At 44.7% G+C, this 18309-nt stretch carries 14 protein-coding genes; 3 read left to right on the forward strand and 11 right to left on the reverse strand.

Annotation, left to right across the window (positions count from 1 at the left end):
• Positions 1–714: 714 nt before the first annotated feature.
• The 8 genes from RIC07_RS17310 to mutS all read right to left on the reverse strand — a co-directional run bounded on the left by RIC07_RS17310 (position 715) and on the right by mutS (position 13497).
• Complete coding sequence (locus RIC07_RS17310) at positions 715–1413, reverse strand: hypothetical protein (RefSeq protein WP_446395610.1); 699 nt, start codon at positions 1411–1413, stop codon at positions 715–717.
• 10 nt (positions 1414–1423) lie between these two features.
• The gene (locus tag RIC07_RS17315; RefSeq protein WP_446395611.1) at positions 1424–3118 is read right to left on the reverse strand and encodes a GTPase; all 1695 of its coding nucleotides are present in this window, start codon (positions 3116–3118) and stop codon (positions 1424–1426) included.
• A 24-nt stretch (positions 3119–3142) separates the two neighbouring features.
• A complete protein-coding gene (locus tag RIC07_RS17320) occupies positions 3143–3307 on the reverse strand; it encodes a hypothetical protein (protein ID WP_446395612.1) in 165 nt (54 codons plus the stop codon).
• A gap of 26 nt (positions 3308–3333) precedes the next feature.
• Positions 3334–5901, reverse strand: coding sequence for a GTPase (locus RIC07_RS17325; RefSeq protein WP_446395613.1), 2568 nt, complete (start codon positions 5899–5901; stop codon positions 3334–3336).
• An 848-nt stretch (positions 5902–6749) separates the two neighbouring features.
• Positions 6750–9155 (reverse strand): DUF3160 domain-containing protein, encoded by a 2406-nt coding sequence (locus RIC07_RS17330; RefSeq protein ID WP_446395614.1) that lies wholly within the window; start codon positions 9153–9155, stop codon positions 6750–6752.
• 124 nt (positions 9156–9279) lie between these two features.
• On the reverse strand, positions 9280–9525 hold the full coding sequence (locus tag RIC07_RS17335) for a hypothetical protein (protein WP_446395615.1): 246 nt from the start codon (positions 9523–9525) through the stop codon (positions 9280–9282).
• Positions 9526–9694: 169 nt separating this feature from the next.
• Positions 9695–10327, reverse strand: coding sequence for a hypothetical protein (locus RIC07_RS17340; protein ID WP_446395616.1), 633 nt, complete (start codon positions 10325–10327; stop codon positions 9695–9697).
• A 542-nt stretch (positions 10328–10869) separates the two neighbouring features.
• Positions 10870–13497 (reverse strand): DNA mismatch repair protein MutS, encoded by a 2628-nt coding sequence (gene mutS, locus RIC07_RS17345; protein WP_446395646.1) that lies wholly within the window; start codon positions 13495–13497, stop codon positions 10870–10872.
• 631 nt (positions 13498–14128) lie between these two features.
• Between mutS and RIC07_RS17350 the strand changes: the two genes are divergently transcribed.
• Positions 14129–14380 (forward strand): hypothetical protein, encoded by a 252-nt coding sequence (locus tag RIC07_RS17350; RefSeq protein ID WP_446395617.1) that lies wholly within the window; start codon positions 14129–14131, stop codon positions 14378–14380.
• Positions 14381–14396: 16 nt separating this feature from the next.
• Here RIC07_RS17350 and RIC07_RS17355 read toward each other — a convergent pair whose 3' ends face one another.
• Positions 14397–14585: a hypothetical protein gene (locus RIC07_RS17355; RefSeq protein WP_446395618.1), complete on the reverse strand. Its 189-nt coding sequence runs from the start codon at positions 14583–14585 to the stop codon at positions 14397–14399.
• Here RIC07_RS17355 and darT point away from each other — a divergent pair.
• The gene (gene darT / locus RIC07_RS17360) at positions 14579–15205 is read left to right on the forward strand and encodes a type II toxin-antitoxin system toxin DNA ADP-ribosyl transferase DarT (RefSeq protein WP_446395619.1); all 627 of its coding nucleotides are present in this window, start codon (positions 14579–14581) and stop codon (positions 15203–15205) included. The two genes, RIC07_RS17355 and darT, sit on opposite strands and share 7 nt — an antisense overlap.
• A gap of 47 nt (positions 15206–15252) precedes the next feature.
• Positions 15253–16302, forward strand: coding sequence for a type II toxin-antitoxin system antitoxin DNA ADP-ribosyl glycohydrolase DarG (gene darG / locus RIC07_RS17365; RefSeq protein ID WP_446395620.1), 1050 nt, complete (start codon positions 15253–15255; stop codon positions 16300–16302).
• Between the two features lie 8 nt (positions 16303–16310).
• On the opposite strand, the gene RIC07_RS17370 is transcribed toward darG, so the two are convergent.
• Together RIC07_RS17370 and RIC07_RS17375 are read right to left on the reverse strand one after the other, a co-directional pair.
• Positions 16311–17156: a dual specificity protein phosphatase family protein gene (locus tag RIC07_RS17370; protein ID WP_446395621.1), complete on the reverse strand. Its 846-nt coding sequence runs from the start codon at positions 17154–17156 to the stop codon at positions 16311–16313.
• Between the two features lie 573 nt (positions 17157–17729).
• Entirely contained in the window at positions 17730–18263 is a 534-nt protein-coding gene (locus RIC07_RS17375; RefSeq protein ID WP_446395622.1) for a chemotaxis protein CheW, read from the reverse strand.
• Positions 18264–18309 lie beyond the last annotated feature (46 nt).

Genomic DNA, 18309 nt, shown 5'->3' on the forward strand with positions numbered 1-18309 from the left:
CACAGAGCTATAAACTGGCTCAACGCATTCATAGGTGTGATGCCCTCAATAACGTAGTCATTTAAGACTTAGGCTGGTCAACTATGGGCGTTTTCACGCCCCGCTTCTATCCCCAAAGGGATGAAGCGTGGGTCGTTGACGCTCTCATATCTCATCCTTCATCCCTATAATCTATGGGGACTACCCAATTCATCTCGTTACTTAGGATACATAATCCGCACACAAATGACAATTTTGCATGTTAACCATGCGACATTAACATTTATCACCGGATGTTGCCTGACAAATCGGTCAGCCATCTCGCTTTTCTAAGAATACAGGTCAAAACCGTTTCTTCTTTGGTAACCCAAAATCAGCTTTAATCACCGTGGCAAAAGCAGGTTATAAACGCGGATTTGGTATTATTGGTGAGGCAGGGCGGGTTTCGTTATTCAGTTAGTTCTAAATAGCTAAATTGATTCCCTAAACCCGCCCCTACGGTTGTCAAGATTTTTCGTAACTAATTAATCTTATCGGGTCGCCCTGCATCCGGTATCAATAATTATCTGACACCGCGACACCGCCTACATTTAGACAAGGGCGAGTCGAGACAGGTTAATTCTAACACCGCCTACGATGAGCAGCGACTCGCCCCTACAACCAACCGCGATAATTGCCCCAATTTCTTTACGTAAAAATGAGGTAAATTATTGTATAAAAATTAATTCAACGTTATTAATCATTATGAGACACCAATAGTCCCACCTCTGAGGCTTTACGAATCATAATTTTATCTCCGGGATTAACGTTCACTATCGTAGGATTATTGTCCGCTACTAACTGTCCCACTTCCCGCGTGATTTCTAGACTCAGTTCATCAGTTTCATCTAACAGCAAGGGTTGTTTTTCCTGAGTCGGATTATTAAACGCCACACCTATCCCCTGACTAAATGTGCTGCGAGTTACAGAACGATAATAGCCGGTGGCGCCAAAAGGAGTAGCGACAACTACACCATCCCCAATCAGATTGGGATCAACTTCGTCTTGATTCAAACTTACCTTAAATCGGATAGCACGAATAGGGTTTTTGTTTCTCAGGATAATATCATTCACGGCTAATAATCGACCCTTGTCATGAATCGCTTCGAGTTTAATAATCTCCTTAAACTGACTTTTCCCCGCCTGAATCATTGCCAACATCTCATCCAGGGGTTCATCATGACACTTGAAGCAAACCAGACTGTCTTTAACCAGTAACTTGGGAATTCCGGGTTTTATTCGTTCCGCTTCTAGATAAGTTCCGTCTCCTCCTACGGTAATCATAAAATCCGGAAAAGTCTCCGAATATTTAAATCCTTGTTTCTCAACTTGGCTCTTGACCTGTTGACCCTTTTCTGGGTTTTTGGCATAAATAGAAAATGTTTTCAACTCCATGATAAGCCTTCTATCCTTCTCCCCTTTTACCTTTCTCATCACCTGTTCCCGGAAAAACCGATGAATTGGCGGTCGCTTTGCTAATATACTGCAAAATTCGCTCAAAGTCACGACGAATTTCAGCTAATTCTTTTACGTCTTTGTTAGAACCCGCGATCGCGTCTAGTTCCTGCTGACGTCTGACGCCAATCTTTTGCTCAAGTTTTCGATAGGTTTGTTGTTCTACAGTCCAGACTTGAGCATTAATTTGATGCTCTAGATGTTTAGCAATTGCCTGAAATTGACTGGTAATATAACGGATAATATCGTTCATTTGCTTTTCTCTATCTGCTGGGTATTTCCCAGTATCCGGTTCAGGTTTCTCTGAGAAAATGATCGTTGCCGAACTTAAGAAGTGGGAAATATGGATAATTGTAGTTATCGCTTCTACCGACTGCCAAGGTTTAACTTGAAAGTCGGCTAAATTTTTGGGATAGTTTTCTGACATTGCCTTAACGGTATCCCTAAAGGTTTTCAGCCAATGCAATTGATGATGGATGCGTTGTGCCTTTTTAGAGTTACCAGAATTGTGATTATCCTGTTTAGCCTGTTCCCACGATTCCAGTAAAATTTGCACCAGATTTCCTTTTAGTATTGTCGAGATATTTTGGTGTAGGGATATCATCGCCTGGTTTAGGGTATTGGTTATTTTTTCGCCGACTTGTTCATAATGGTTTTGGATATTCAGTTCAGTCCGCTGAGTCAATTGTTCAAAGTTCAGTTGACTACCCAAGGCTACTTGCAGTATATCGCCTTCTTGAGTAATCGCAGCAGATAGGCGCAGAATTATGCCCTGAATTTTAGTCCGCAGGCGATCGCGTTCTTGGTGTAGACTGCGAGTTAGGCGGGTAAGTAGTTCTAAGAATATGGTGTCTTGGGGGGTAGTACGACTGATATGCAACTGCGCGTCATCTACACAGTTTAAAGCGATGCGAATCGGGGTATCAAAGCGGGTTAAATACCCTCGTTGTTCGACAAAGGTATCCAAGGTATCAATGAATGTGGAAAAACGACTCACCTCTCTGAGAAATTTATCCCCAGAATCGATTCCTTCACAGTAGTCTTTGGCATCGATAAAACATAAGGGAAACTCATCCAGGTTATAGGGATGTAAAGCTTCAGCTAAACTGCGGCGGTAGTTCGCGATTTTTTCCCGTTCCTCACCCGCTTCCTCGGACATTTTATTAATCACCAGCATCATTTTCCAGCGATAGCCTTGGCGGTAGGCTAACTGCTTAAAATTTTCCACCGTTATCGCGTCAAACAGCATCGAGGTGAGACAGAAAATCAACAAATCCGCCTTCGCGATCGCACTATAGGTTATTTCATCATGATCCTGTCGTTCTGTAAACAGTCCAGGGGTATCGATGAGTTCAATTCCCTGCCAATTATAACGAGTAATCTGATCCGTTGTAATATCGGAATGAATGGCAATATCTCGTCGCCCTGTCAACGCCGAAATCAGCGTAGATTTTCCCGCGCCATATTGTCCAACTACGACAACACTCAACATTCCCTGATGGCGATAGGTATTAAGTTCCTGTCGTAGTTTTTGACGAATTTCAGTGAGAGGCGTGCGATTTAGTTTCGCCAGGTATTTGTCAAATTTTATACAAGCTGTCGTTAACTTAGACGCGACAACCGCTGATTTAAATTGATTCGTCATTTGTCTTATGTCTTATGTCTTATGTCATTTGTCTAAGAAGAGGGAACAGGGAACAGGGAACAGGGAACAGGTAAGGTAGAGTTTTGAGTTAACTTCCTCATCTCCCTCATCTCCCCCTGCTCCCTCTGCTCCCCCTGCTCCCCCAGCTTCCCCTGCTCCCCCTGCTCCCCCTGCTCCCAGACGTAGCATGCTACGTCTCTACATTGCTCCCTCATCTACTGAAGCCGATGCATTGACACATCTTCTTGCAGAATTCGATTAATTTCCTGGCTGTCTAGATGAGAACGGACTTGAAATTTGGTTTGAATATCAATCTGTTTGCCAAACTCCCGTTTCACTTGGGTAACGGTTTTATTAATTCCTGCTTCAGTCAAGGGTTCATAGTTTCCTTGACACCAATCAACAATCCGCTTACTATACGCCAGATTAAGCCAATTAATTGTCTTGTTGAGTTGTTGCTGAGGCTGATTAAACTGTTTTGAAATTAGCTCAAACTCTTGAATCAGCCCCTCGATATACCGCATAATACTCCCGGCTGCATGGCGGTAATACTCGCGAAAAATATTAGCCGCTTGTTCCTCAATTTTGCGTTGACTAGCTCGGATTTGTGGCGTTAATAACTTAGACAACCGTTGAACGGCAAAGTTGCGTTTTTGTTCGCGGGTTGTAAAAATGCCTAAAATGCTATTCAGCACCACTGCCCCCATCATCACCGTCTTGTTCACCGAGGGACTAAAATGAGTCACCAAGGTTTGGGAAAGTCTCAAGAAACTCCCGCCAATTTCTGCCGCATTATCACTGTACAGATCAGCAGGACTTGGGAAAAATCGTAAATCATCCCCACCATTATAAGCCATTAATTGTAAATCGGTTCCCAGTTCAGATAAGGCAATTTCTACATCACGATTAAAGTTTTGCACCGTCGTTTGATAGGCATGTTGCAGGCGATCATCAATTTGCAGCGCTTGCAGTTTATACTCCCAATTTTGTCTTAAGCTTTCCTGACTGAAGTTCCAATTGGATTCAGCAAAATCGGGTAAGCTATTGAAAATATCTTGAAAAATGCTGGCAATTTGATACTGGAGTAATTCCAGATGATCCTTACCCGCTGTTTGAATTTTTGCCTGCAAGGTTTCCCGTTGACGGGTGAGAGTGGCACTCAATTGTTGATAGCTTTGACGTTTCTGACTCATCCAATGGTAGGGGCGTTCAATTGTCCCTACAGTGGAACCCAGAAGCGTTTGCGATCGCCGAATCGCGCCATGCTTAACTAGGGATTCGCGGATGGAGTCTAAAAAGTCCTGAATGCGACTGGCTTTGAGTAGTTTCTCCTGATTAGCTTGGTGTTCGGGTTCGCTTGCCATTTGCGCCGCCAGCAGCATGACGGGAATAATATCAAAATAGTCGTTGGCATAATGGTTTTGGGCATAGCGACGGATGCGATCGATATGTCCGCCAATCCCACTATTTCCTTCTAGGGTAAAGAGTTTATCGGGGTTTTTTAAGAAATAGTCTAAGCGACGCGGATCACGCAGGTTATATTTCAGGTTGAGTAGAATAATTAAGGGTTTTGCCTTGGCTTTTAACTGCTGCAAAAATTGAAACTCGGTTTCTTGGATGCTGTCATTGGTGACGACATAGCAAATCAGATCCGATTCTTCAATCACACTTTCGACAATTTCCTCTTCACTTTTCCCCCCCGGTGCGCCAATTCCGGGGGTATCAATAATGCGAATGTTTTTCCAATCATACACTCGATTAAAGCGAGTCGTCCGCTGTCCCCCACGACCAATCGCTTCCCAGCCTTCCCCAATAATAATCGCATGGAGGGTACTTTTACCAACTTTGGTTTTTCCCATAACCGCCAGACTAAAATGGTGTAAGGCGCGTTGTTTTGCCCAGAGGGATTCGCGTACAATGTCCAGTTCTTCTCCAATCTCGGCGGCTAGGGTTTGTTGGGTTTGGTTGAATTGATTGATCAGTTCTTGTGTGGTTGGGTTCGTCGGCTGCTGATGAATGGTTTTCTGGAGGTTTTCTAGGGTGAGTTTTAGGGTTTGATTTAAGCCGATTAACGTAGACTCAGTATCCGTGAGTGCGGTTTCAGTGAAGCGATAATCTTCCCTGGCGATAATGCTATTTTGTTGTACCGCTTCTTCGTAATCGGGTCTGGCTAAAAGGATTTGCCGTTGCAATTGAACAATGCGGCGTCCCAGAGTTTCGGGGGCGAAAGTGGCAAGTTTAGCGATTAAAGTTCGGGATAAGATAGACTCTGCACCCATGAGTAAAATCGCGCTGAGTGAGAGTTTCTCGGTTTGAGACTGCCTATCTTTTTGGCGAGTGGCTTGCAGGGTTTGGGCTTGAGTGATCATCTGTTCCACCTCTGTCGCATCCCAGCGCCAAATCTGCGCCACCTGTGCAATCATTTGCCGTTCTAAGGGGGAAAAAAGTCCATCGACATAAGCGATCGCCAGGAGTTGCTGCATCGCTTCCTGTTGCTGTTCGGGGGGGATTTGCTGGGCGATGTTCTCGACAGGGAGGAGAGCTTTCTCTTGGGCGAGAATTTTCTCCATTTCGTGGATTGTCTGTTGTCCCACCTGAGTTTGATCTGCCAACTCATGCAAGAGTTTCGACTCTTCCCGATGAATTTGGCGATCGGCACAGACTAGATGGGTGAGTAAGAGAAAGGGGTAGTCGAGGGGTTCACTAGCCATGGGAGTGGTGTTGGGTAGGGTTACCTGGGGGTAAATGCTGGGGGTTAGGGATACCATGATATCGGAAAGCACAATAGATTCTCCTATACAGTTCCCAACGAAAGCGATCGCTTTCCCGGATGCTTTGACTGCAAACACCCAGGGGGAAGATGGTAAAGATGAGGGAGATGGGGAAGATGGGGAGAGGGTTAAACGTGAAAATGCCTAATAATATGTAGGGGCGGGTTTAGGGACAAAATCAGGAAACCCACCTCAAACCAAACAACAAAACCCGCCCGAATCCCAACCTAAATTTGATTCACCTCAAAACGGACAAAAACACCCACCCGATTTTCCACCGCGATCGCATACCAAAGATGTAGGGAAGTTACAGGATGGGGAAGTATTTGTAGGGTGGGTTAGGCGGGAACTAAATGATGGCACGTAACTGTTAAATGAACTATCCGCCGTAACCCACCAAATTGGAGGACAACCCGACTAACTTGAGGAAAGGGCGACCCGATCCAATTGAATAGATTGGTGTTGTTGATTAATGCAGGCGGGTCGCCCCTACACGGCTAATGTTGACTTCACGATTCAATCAGGAAATTAAATAAATGATGTGCGCCTTAAACTTCACGATTCCTAATCCCAACCTAAATTTGATTCACCTCAAAACGGACAACAACACCCACCTAATTTTCTACCGCGATCGCATACCAAAGATGTAGGCAAGTTACAGGATGGGGAAGTATTTGTAGGGTGGGTTAGGCGGGAACTCAATGATGGCACATAACCGTTAAATGAACTATCCGCCGTAACCCACCAAATTGAGGAAAGGGCGACCCGACTAACGTGAGTAAAGGGCGACCCGATCCAATTGAATAGATTGGTGTTTTTGATTAATGCAGGCGGGTCGCCCCTACACGGCTAATGTAGTCCTAATTATCCCTATAAAAATGAGGTTGTATTTCCGGTGTCCCCGACACCAGATAACCCTCCGTCCACTCGGGACGCGGAGGAACATTCCCCTCCTTAATATCATTCTGCCATTCACTATCCGATTTGCGAACAACTCCCGGCATTTCAAATTCATAATGGCTTAAAACAGGTCCAGCATACACCATTTTATCTTCACCATTATCCACCGCAATCATCAGCAAATCTACATTCCCTACCCCTTGGTGCAGTACCGCCCCTGGATCACCAAAAACGGGATCGGGAACATCGGTATGTACATCGGCAACAATCGCATCCCAACTATTAGAATCCTTCGGTTCTTCGTAGAACAAAGACGGATACCAACCCCTGTAGTAAGGACCCCCTGAACCGCCATCGATTTCCACAATATCTCTCAGGAATTGAGTCTCAGCTTGGCTAAGTTCCTGCTGTGCCAATTCCTTAGTGGCAATGTCTTTCAAGATGGCTAATTTTTCCGCAAAGTTCTCTAAAAATTCGACTTGTCGTTCCTGAATCTGGCGAGATGATTCGGGAAAACTGGTTCGATTAATCTGTTTGGCGGCTAACTGTACCATCCTCTCAAACCGTTCCCAAAATTCCGGTCTGGGTTCAACAAATCCGGCGGGGTAAAAGCAACGAGTTCCACCGGTGTAGGATTGTTTGGCATATAAAATCGTGTCGTGGCGTAACTGCGTCCAAGAGGCTAATTGGGTATTTAAGGTTTTCATTGCCCAGGCTTTTGTCCGCATCGCTTCTGGGTATTTCGCCTCGGTGGTTGGTGTCGAAAGTTCCCGTAAGGTGGCTAACCAATTTAGGTAGATGTTTTGTTCCCAGATGGGGGGATTTTGCTGATCCACAACGGTTTTGACAGCAGCTAAGTGATGTTGATAATTGAGTCCATCTCGAAATTGACGCCCCTGTCTATTCGTCATCCGATCCACTAATTCGGGGACAATCTGATTATTTCCTAACGCGGCAAACGCCACATCTAAGCTACTGGGAATGCGCCGTGGCACTTTCTTGCCATTCCAGAGAATGTCATCGTAAACCACTTTACTCAGCACCCAGCTATCTAAGACAAATTTTTGACCGAGAAGCGTAAAACTGCGGGGAAGTTGGATTTGCTGGGAATCTGGGGAGGATTGATAGGAATCTCCTCGAATGCTTTGCAACCCTAATGGCGTGGCTAAAATATCAGTTTGCAGTTGTTCCAGGGTGGATAATGTCTGAATATCTGTGGGAGATTTAATTTTATTTTGTGCCAAGAAATCATTCAATTCAGCAAACGTCATCGAATCCGTTTGACCGACAAAGGTTTGCAACATTTGGTCAAACTGTTGCCATTGGGAGAATTTCCCGGATTGGTTGAGGAGATGATTCAGGATAATCGCAATACCGAGTTCCCGTGGCGAAGATTCCTCTGGATTTCCCGCAATTCTCAGATCAATTCTGCCACACCAAATCATTGCCCGAAAATACCGTTTCAGCGCCTCGGATTTCTCATAATGTCCACGGGGTTTAAACTGGGAAAAATCAACGCTGCGATCGCGTCCAAATAGGTTAAACTCCTGAAGCTGCCCAGATTCAATGGCATCAAGGGTTTCAGCGACACGACTATTCTGATTAAAATAGGTTCTGACTCGATTCCCGGAAAGTAGCGATCGCGCAACGGCGATAAAATAATCGGCATCAAGGAGACTCTCCTCTAATACACCATTACCATACTCCTGCCGTACTTGAGGCAGCCTCTGCGCCATACCCGCTAAGATTTCATCCAGCGATCGCGCCAAATACTCGGCTTCTAATTCCTCTAACATAGCATCATAAGACCGATGCCATGCATGAAGTAACGCATCACTAGAGACAAAAACAGGCAAATCCCGACTATAAATGTTATAAAATACAGCAGCAAAGCTAGGAGCGCTCATCCGTTCACTGACGACAAAGCCATTACGTTGAAACACCGCCAGTTCTTCCCCATTCAGGCGAAAGTCATCGCGAGGTTGAATTGGGAACGTATAATCCCGATACCGCCGAGAAATATCCTCTGGTGATAAATTAAATTCATCCCAAAACTTCGCCGTCGTCACATCCCAACTAATTTGAGGCAAATACTCAGCTTGACTCGCATATCGCTGCTTAAAGGCTTGCGGGGATATCTGTCCAATTTGTTGAAGTTCTTGGTTAAATTGTCGGGTATAGTCTAAACTCCCAGTTGGAGATGTATTCTGGGCGACAGTAGTAATGGTTGTCTCCTGGGGACTGGTATCGAGTTGCACCATGCTCGACCACGCTACATTCGGGGTAATAACCATTAACGATAACATGGGACAGGTTGCGGCTACAATCCGGCAAGCCCTGATCCACGCTTGATTCACGCGCTTCACCGCTTGACTCCTTTTCTTAAAGTGCTTGCTAAAGGCATTTTTTAGTTAAGTTAGTTTAAGTTTTGAGCGTTTTTTGCTTCAAATATTGACACAAAAATTTATAGTGTAAAGATTTTAAATAAACTCAATACTCGACGCCATTATAACACAGGCTCGTAGTTAGCACTTTAGTGCTATAAACGCATAGCTTGGCGATATTCGGGTTCGTAGTTAGCACTTTAGTGCTATAAACGCATAGCTTGGCAATATTCAGGTTCGTAGTTAGCACTTTAGTGCCATAAACGCATAGCTTGGCAATATTCAGGTTCGTAGTTAGCACTTTAGTGCCATAAACGCATAGCTTGGCAATATTCAGGTTCGTAGTTAGCACTTTAGTGCTATAAACGCATAGCTTGGCGATATTCAGGTTAATAGGAAACTTGGTGCGATCGCGTCCTATCCACCTTAACTTTTCTTGGTAAGCTTTTAGAGTAAATTGCCAAACAATAGAGACGTTCTACCAGAACGTCTCTACGAAAATTGCCATAACGTCAACGTCTCTAATTCACAAAGACTTGACCATCTTCTTGAATTCTCAATACCCCTTGGTTACTGTCTAAGGTTGTTTCTTGTTCAAACGTAACCTCCAATTGCCCAGTTTCATCAGTAGACATGGGCATCATCTGAATTAAGCCATCATCCTGACGAACGGCGGTTATCGTAATCGGCGTGGGCAAGTTTTGCAGAACAATTTCTTCTCCACCTGACATATATCGACGATCAGTATGTCCGACGGCTTGATAAGAAACAACAGCATCAGTGTTATTTTTCAGCCGCACATCAACAGTACCGTTTGTGGGTTGGATTCGGGCAACTGCATCACTACGTTCTGCTGGTAGAGGAGGTTGAGACACTCCGGCTGGAGGGGGTACAGGAGTCATCTGTCTACTAGGCATTTGACCGCCTCGACCCATCCGTTCTGCCGCATTCGGCGGACACCCTTGCGGAACCATGCGCGTGCTATTATAGGGTTCTTCGTAGTAGATTCCCGGACAAGGATTGACTTGAGCTAAGGTAGAAAAAGGTGCGGCTGATGCTTCTAAAATTGTTGCTGGTAAGCTAATTAAAACACCGCCGAATATCGCTCCTAATAGTCCGGTATTTTTTAGCTTACTCTGATGTTGCTTTTTCATGAAAACCTCTTTTAAAATCATCTATGGACGATAGTTTTGCTACCAAAACTATATTTACTTATTTGAATTATTTGGCAAGACTATTTCCCGATCCGTAATAGCTTAAGGTATACGAGTACTGTTAGCCCAAGAACCGAGTTGCCTCTGAATCACGTTGTCCACCTAACAATTTAACCGCTTCTATTGACCGTCTCATCTGCCTGGGGAAGGGCATAAACTTCTATCGAAAGTAGGAGTTTTTTTATAAGCCTAGAGTATAAAGGAAAACTAAAATAACTGGAGTTTTTATAAAAATCAGCATATAGGAAGATGTCAAAAAATGTTTAACAATTTATACGGATTAAGCTTCATCAGAACCCTTACTGTACGATTCGTTTCATTTGTTCAAAACTTGCTGTTTCATTGGAGGGATATTAATCTACTCCGTAGGGAAACGGTGACAAAGATTTGGCATTATAACCTAGTCCGCGCAGGCGGACTTTGTTTGTGTAGCAGCGATTTCAATCGCCTCCTCAAAAGGGTGTGACTCTAGAATCGGGCTATCACTCAGCAAAAATATCTAACTGCTGTACCGATGTGTCTGGCGTAATCGTTTCAGTATCTTTGGCTTTTTTACCAATACCTTTCCGCAATCCCATGGCAATTTTACTATGCTTTTCAATTTGTCCCATCACCTGCTTTGCCCGTTGAATCACCGCCGGCGGTAAACCAGCCAGACGCCCTGCTTCAATCCCATAGGATTTATCCGCCCCGCCGGGTTGAACTTGGTGTAAAAAGATAATTTCATCGGGCAATTCTTTCACCGTAACCTGATAATTGGCAACATTCTCTAAAATAGATGCCAATTCGTTCAATTCATGATAATGCGTAGCAAAAATAGTCCGTGCCTGAATTTCCAGAGATAGATATTCCGCCACCGCCCAAGCAATAGATAACCCATCAAAGGTTGCTGTACCTCTGCCAATTTCATCTAATAAAACCAGGGACTTATTCGTAGCATGATTTAAGATATTTGCTGTTTCATTCATCTCCACCATAAACGTGGATTGACCCGTGGCTAAATCATCAACCGCGCCAACCCGAGTAAAAATGCGATCGCAGATTCCCAATGTCGCCGATGTCGCTGGCACAAAACTCCCTGTCTGCGCCATAATCTGAATTAATCCCACTTGGCGTAAATAGCAACTTTTGCCACTGGCATTGGGTCCAGTGAGGATAATTAAATCGGGACGTTGATGATTCTCTGTCTTTGTCTTTTCCCCAGATGATGACGTTGACTCCTCCCATCCCAAATACGCCGAATTAGGGACAAAAAACCCGATTGGCAGAGACTTTTCTACTACAGGATGGCGTCCATCAATAATCGTAATTTCTCGCCCCTCTACCATTGTGGGACGAGAATACCCCTGGCGTACCGCTACTTCCGCTAAACCCGACAAAACATCAATCGCCGCCACCGCACGAGACAGATTGCGAATTAATTGGGCATAATTCCCCACTTGGGTGCGTAATCCGACAAAAATCTCGTATTCCAAGCGATTTAAATCATCCCGTGCGGTGAGAATCCGGGTTTCGCGTTCTTTTAAGTCAGGAGTAATGTAGCGTTCTTCGTTGGTTAGGGTTTGTTTGCGGATGTACTCATCGGGAACGTGGTCGGCTTTAGAGCGAGCAATACTGATGTAATAGCCGAAGGTTTTGTTGTATCCTACTTTTAAATTGGCAATTCCTGTGCGATCGCGTTCGGTGACTTCTAAGTTAGCAATCCATTGCTGATCCTCTTCCGCCATACGACGCATTTCATCCAGTTGGTCATTCACCCCAGGACGAATTAAATTGCCTTCCTTTATCTGTAACGGTGGCGATTCCACCAGATGGGCGCGAATGCTTTGTCCCAACTGTTCTAATTCAGGAGGAAAGGTTTGCAATGCTTTCAGATAGGGAGAACCCCCATACGCCGCCAGTTCTGCCAAGTCGGGTAATTTTAACAGCGAATCCGCTAACGCCACCAAATCCCGTGCATTCGCCGTTCCGGAACTTGCCCGCCCCGTTAATCGCTCTAAATCATAAATTCCCCGTAATAACTGACGTAAATCTTCCCGCAATCCGGTATTTTCCGTCAACTCCTGAATCGTATCCTGTCGCGCCCGAATTCCTTTAATATCTAACAGAGGTTGCAATAACCAACGGCGTAATGCCCGTCCGCCCATGGAGGTACTGGTTTGATCCAATGCCCAGAGAAGGGAACCATGAAACGTATTATCCCGCACCGTGGTGGTAATTTCTAAATTGCGGCGGCTTTGGTGATCGAGAATCAGATAATCAGCTAACGTATACGTGCGTAAATGTTGCAGGGCGACATAATTTTCCTTTTGCGTGTCTTCCAAATATTCCAGCAATCCCCCCGCCGCCCTAACTCCCAGAGGCAAATGTTCACAACCCATCCCTTCTAGCGATCGCACTTTAAATCGTTCTAGGAGTCGTTGTCTAGCTTCTGAGGAACTGAAGGGGGTTTGGGAACGCAGACTGTAACAAAAGGAGTTGGGTAACCAATCGGGTAACGACTGCGATTTTTCCCCTGGACGCAACATACTCCCCAAATCCGGGGCGTTGGTGGGAATCAGCACTTCTGAGGGGTGCAAGCGCAACAGTTCCTGTACCAGTAACTCTAAATCCGTGGCTTGGGTGGTGAAAAATTCCCCCGTGGAAATATCCGCATAGGCTAATCCCCAATGATTCCCCGCCATCACCACCGCCGCCAGGAAGTTATTGCGTTTAGCATTTAGCATCCCGGCTTCGGTTAACGTACCGGGGGTAAGAATGCGAGTCACTTCCCGTTTCACCTGACGCCCTTCTTTAGCGGCGATAGATGCATCTTCTACTTGATCACAAATTACAATCGCATAGCCTTTTTCCACTAACTGAGTCGCATGGCGTTCAATCGAGTGATGAGGGACACCTGTCATCGGAACTCGTCCCACACCCTTCCCCGCCTCCTTACTGGTGAGGACTAATTCCAATTCTTCAGCCACTCGCCGCGCATCTTGGAAGAACGTTTCATAGAAGTCGCCAACTCGATACAGCAGTACCGCATTCGGATACTGGTCTTTGAGTTCCGCAAAATGCTGCATCATCGGCGTTAGCTGTTGGCGGTCTACCGTCCGATGATCCATATTTTCCGCCGCCACCTGCTTCGCCTTCTCGGTGGCGCGAACGTCGGTAGCACCGTTGGATTCGGGAGTAGATGCGTTGGAATATCCGCTCATGAACAGTTTTGATATGCCGACTTCTTAATGACTTTACCGTAATCTGGGCAGGATTGGTATTAAAGGTTTGTTAGGATTGCCTGGGCGTGGGTGCGAAGCGTCACCTTAAACCCAGGATACGGCAATGCCGTACCCCTACGGAAGAATTGATTGGGTAGGGACACGATAGAATCGTGTCCTGATTTAGGTCTAACGGACAAACGTGTGATCGCGCCATCGTTCGTAGTCAAGGAACCTTAGCCTTCAACAAGTTACGTCGAAGAGAATTAACGGAACTCGACCAACTCACCTAAAACTCACACCACCTGGATTCTACCAGTTAACGGTTGGGTGCGGGGCGGGTTTATTGAATTGAGAAGTTTATCGCCACAAGATAACAGTCAAACCCGCCCCTACGAGTTAACTCATATTTGGGTTAAATTGTCAAATTCAGAGGAAATAAAATCAACAGGCAGATTATGCGATCGCCTGAACCTTTTCCGCAGATCCAAATGATAAGCTAGACCTTAGAGCCACTCAATCCGTAGAATCTTAGATCATGAACTCTCCCAGCCTACACCAGATTGAAAAAATGGTCAGTTGCTTATCGGATGAAGAGCAACTGTGGTTAATGGAAAGAATTATTCACAATTTGAGACTATTTCGCACCCTTAACCATCGTGACAGCCAGGAGAAAACGGTTGAACAGCAACTGGTAATGATGGCAAATGACCCAGGGATTCAGGGCGAACTCAAGGCAATTGAGCAGGAATTTGCCGTAACTGAAATGGATGGATTAACTGAATCGTGAGCTGGTCTGAAAGGCTTCATAGATAGGCTATAGGCGGACATATTTTCCCATTGTAAAAAGTATACCAGAAAATTGTGCGATCGCACTTTACCATCATCGAGGTAGGATTGGTATTAAAGGTTTGTTGGGATTGGGCATTCAGCAGCAGAAAGACTGGAAAATTGACTGAGTAGACGTAAACTCGACTTAACAACACCAGTGCCAATCCCTATTTATCATATTACCGACATCAAAAATTTAACGTCTATATTGGAACGGGCTGGATTATTCGCTTATAATCGGCTGCGCCAAGATAGCATCAATTACATCAATATTGCTTATCAAACTATCCAAGATCGCCGTGCAACTACTACGGTTCCCTGTGGCGCTGGTGGCGTTTTGCATGATTATGTGCCATTTTACTTTGCCCCCCGTTCCCCGATGCTCTATACGATTCACAGAGGGAATGTGCCGGGTTATACTCAAGGACAACGTGGTGTCCTTTATTTGGTTTCCTCTGTCGAGGCGATCGCGACAAATCTATCAGGGTTTGTATTTACCGATGGTCATGGGATTATGGCATACTCCGATTTTTATGATGATCTGGCTTATTTAAATCGGATTGATTGGCAGATTATGAAAGAGAACTACTGGGCAGATACGCCAGACGATGGAGATAGAAAGCGCAGACGACAAGCTGAGTTTTTGGTGCATCGATTCTGTCCGTGGAAGCTAATCGAAGAGATTGGCGTGTTCAATTCTACAATCCAAGTACAGGTACGGCAACTATTACAAAAGTTTAACTATCAGCCTCCCGTTAATGTTTACCGTGATTGGTACTATTAACGTTAAAATAATCGTACAACTCGGATTTAAATCGTCAATTAAGAACTGTGATTAAGTTTAAGCAAGGCAACCTACTCGAAGAGAACACGGAAGCCCTCGTCAACACCGTCAACTGCGTCGGTGTTATGGGTAAAGGGATAGCCTTGCAATTTAAACAAGCATTTCCCGACAACTTCCGTGCTTACAAAAAGGCTTGCAATGCCCAGGAAGTAAAGCCAGGACGAATGTTTACTGTACCCACCGATCAATTGTTTCCCCGATATATTATTAATTTTCCCACTAAACGTCATTGGAAAGGACAATCAAAACTAGAGGATATTCAAGCTGGACTGAAAGCGTTAGTGGCTGAGATTAAGCGGTTAAATATTCATTCTATTGCAATTCCACCTCTTGGATGTGGGAATGGCGGATTAGATTGGCACAATGTTAAGCCACTGATTGAATCAGCCTTAGCTGAATTGCCAGACGTGCAGGTGGTTATCTTTGAGCCGCAAGGCGCACCAATAGCCAATACAATGCCAGTGGCTACATCGATACCTAAAATGACTCGCGCCCGTGCTTTATTTATTCGCTTACTGGAACTCTATAGTATTCCGGGTTATCAACTCACGAAACTGGAAATCCAGAAACTTGCCTATTTCTTACAAGTAGCGGGCGAACCCTTGAAACTGCGGTATGTTAAACATCACTATGGTCCCTACGCCAATAATCTGAATCATGTTTTGCAACGGATTGAAGGGCATTTTATTCGGGGTTATGGCGATCGCAGTAATAATGCTCAAATTCAGGTATTGCCTAGGGGGAAAGAAGCCGCTCATACTTTTTTAGCACAAGACCCGGAGGCGAATGACTGTCTCCAGCGAGTGAGTAATTTAATTCAAGGTTTTGAAACGCCTTATGGATTAGAAATGCTAGCGACGATTCACTGGGTTACTCAAGAGAATCCTGAAGCCGCTACGGATGTTGATGTGATGATTGAACAGGTGTATCAATGGAGTGAACGGAAACGCAAACGCTTCCAACCGAAACATCTTCGCAAGGCTTGGCAACGTCTTCATGACCAAAATTGGTTGAAGATTCGCGAATATATGAATTAATTTCTAGCTTACCTCGACGTTGACCGAGGAAAGAGGCGTTCTAAGCTGTCTTGCAATTGAGAGTGGGGATAAATATTGGGTTTTTTACTCCAAATGTAGTCTAAAGTTTGTTGATAAGTCCACTGGGGATTTTTCGAGAAACAATAGGCAACCCCTACGGAACCACTGCGACCAATCCCAGCGCGACAGTTGATTAATATTTTCTTTTTACCTTGGTTCACTTGTTCATCAATCCAGTGAACGGCTGCTAGCAAAATTTGATCAGCAATCGGATTCGATGCGCCATCTAAAGTCCCCATTTTTCTATAGGCAATAGGAGAGGATTCAGGAAAAGCTAATGTCAATTCCTCCCCTAAATTCAGCACAGCATCGATACCTAGAGATGCCGCTTGGGACGCGGCGATAAAATTGCCGACATAGATATTAGGGAAAACTTCGATAAAATTAGGTCCTTGTGTCCATTGCCTGTCTGGAGACGGCAGTTCTACTTTAAGGTAACCATTTTCCTGAAATTGTCCTGCCCATTGCCATGTATTTTCGTCATTTTTCCGGCGAAATCGATAGGTAAATTGAAAATCTCCTGGAGCCGTTGGCATAAATGAGCCTTGGAAGACAGAGAATTGCTGGGATTCTTCGGGAGTATAGGTTAAATTGATGCCATGCCAATCCCCTTCACTATTGAATTTCGTTAAAGCATTCGTCCAGATTTGCACAATTAGGTCTTGAGGCGGATGGGTACTCAACAGTTTAACTGTTGCCCCAAAATTCTCCAACATATAAAGCGTGATGTGAGAATTTAAGCAAGGATAAATGTCTTGAATTTGCACAAGGGAAAGATTGGAATTCTGCACCATATTTTTAATTAATAAATTGATCTGGCGAGGAGGAAGTCGCCGCTACACCCACCTAGGCGAAACCTTCCCGAAGGGTAGCCAGCCTAAGCGGACTGGATTACAAAGGGGTAGTCAAGCTGGATTCGCTATAGGGTAAGTTTATCACGAATCACCTATTCACAAAACCCTGATGGTAGAGGCAGGTTTAGCCACATTAGTCACAATTGTAGGGGCGGGTTTAGCCACTCAAGCTACTTGTTACCAATAACTGAACAACAAAACCCGCCCTTAGCGGCAAAATTAAAGCCGATAATTCTCAAGCGGCTAAAGCAGATTAAACGTTAAACAGCCTTGGGTTTAAACCCAAGGCTAAAAGCGAAAGTCAGCTAAAGCTGACTGGATAAGAGTATTAGTTTCCCAGCAAAGTGTTCAATCAGCATTCGATGGATGAAGATGTAGCCGCCGCCTACTTTTTTCAGGAAGATAATGTTTCCTCCAATACCTTGAGACCGACCCTTCCCTAACCCTCCCCTTATCAAGGGAAGGGAACCGGAATAGCTTGGCTTTGTACACGAATGCAGGTTCAAAATTGTTTCATACTTTATTCGTTAATGTGCCAATTTCCTGGAAGATTGGCATCAGTAAATCCACATCCAGTAAAAATACAGTAATCGCTTCTTTATCCTGGGGAATGACGGCGACATGACTGGCAACTTCTAGAGTATCGGCTCGACGATAAGATTCAGGCAGTAGGCGAATGGCTGATAAGGGTATTTCCATTAACATTGGTGTGTCCGTTACCGGAATTCCATATAAGTCCCCTGTGGTGTTTCTAACCACAATTAAATACCCGCCCGTGCTGGATTCCTGAATCGGGCTTTGCTTGAAAAATCGCCAATACAAGTCTACAACTGTAACTTCGCGATCGCCTAAATGAGCCACGCCGACATGATTCAGTCCACTACTGTAGATTGGCGTGTGATCCACGACTTTATAAACTGACTCAATGCGTAAGGCTAGATGCAGATTCCCCATGCTGAAAACAATGAATTTTATAGATGGAATAACCTGTCTAGATTGAGATAAATCAGTATCGTTGGGTTGAAATTGAGTAACTAATGTTGTCATTTGTCATTTGTCCTTTGTCAAAACACTGATTTCACAGATTCATTGG

The sequence above is a fragment of the Coleofasciculus sp. E1-EBD-02 genome, assembly GCF_040218245.1.
In the GTDB taxonomy this organism is placed as follows: Bacteria; Cyanobacteriota; Cyanobacteriia; order Cyanobacteriales; family Coleofasciculaceae; genus Coleofasciculus.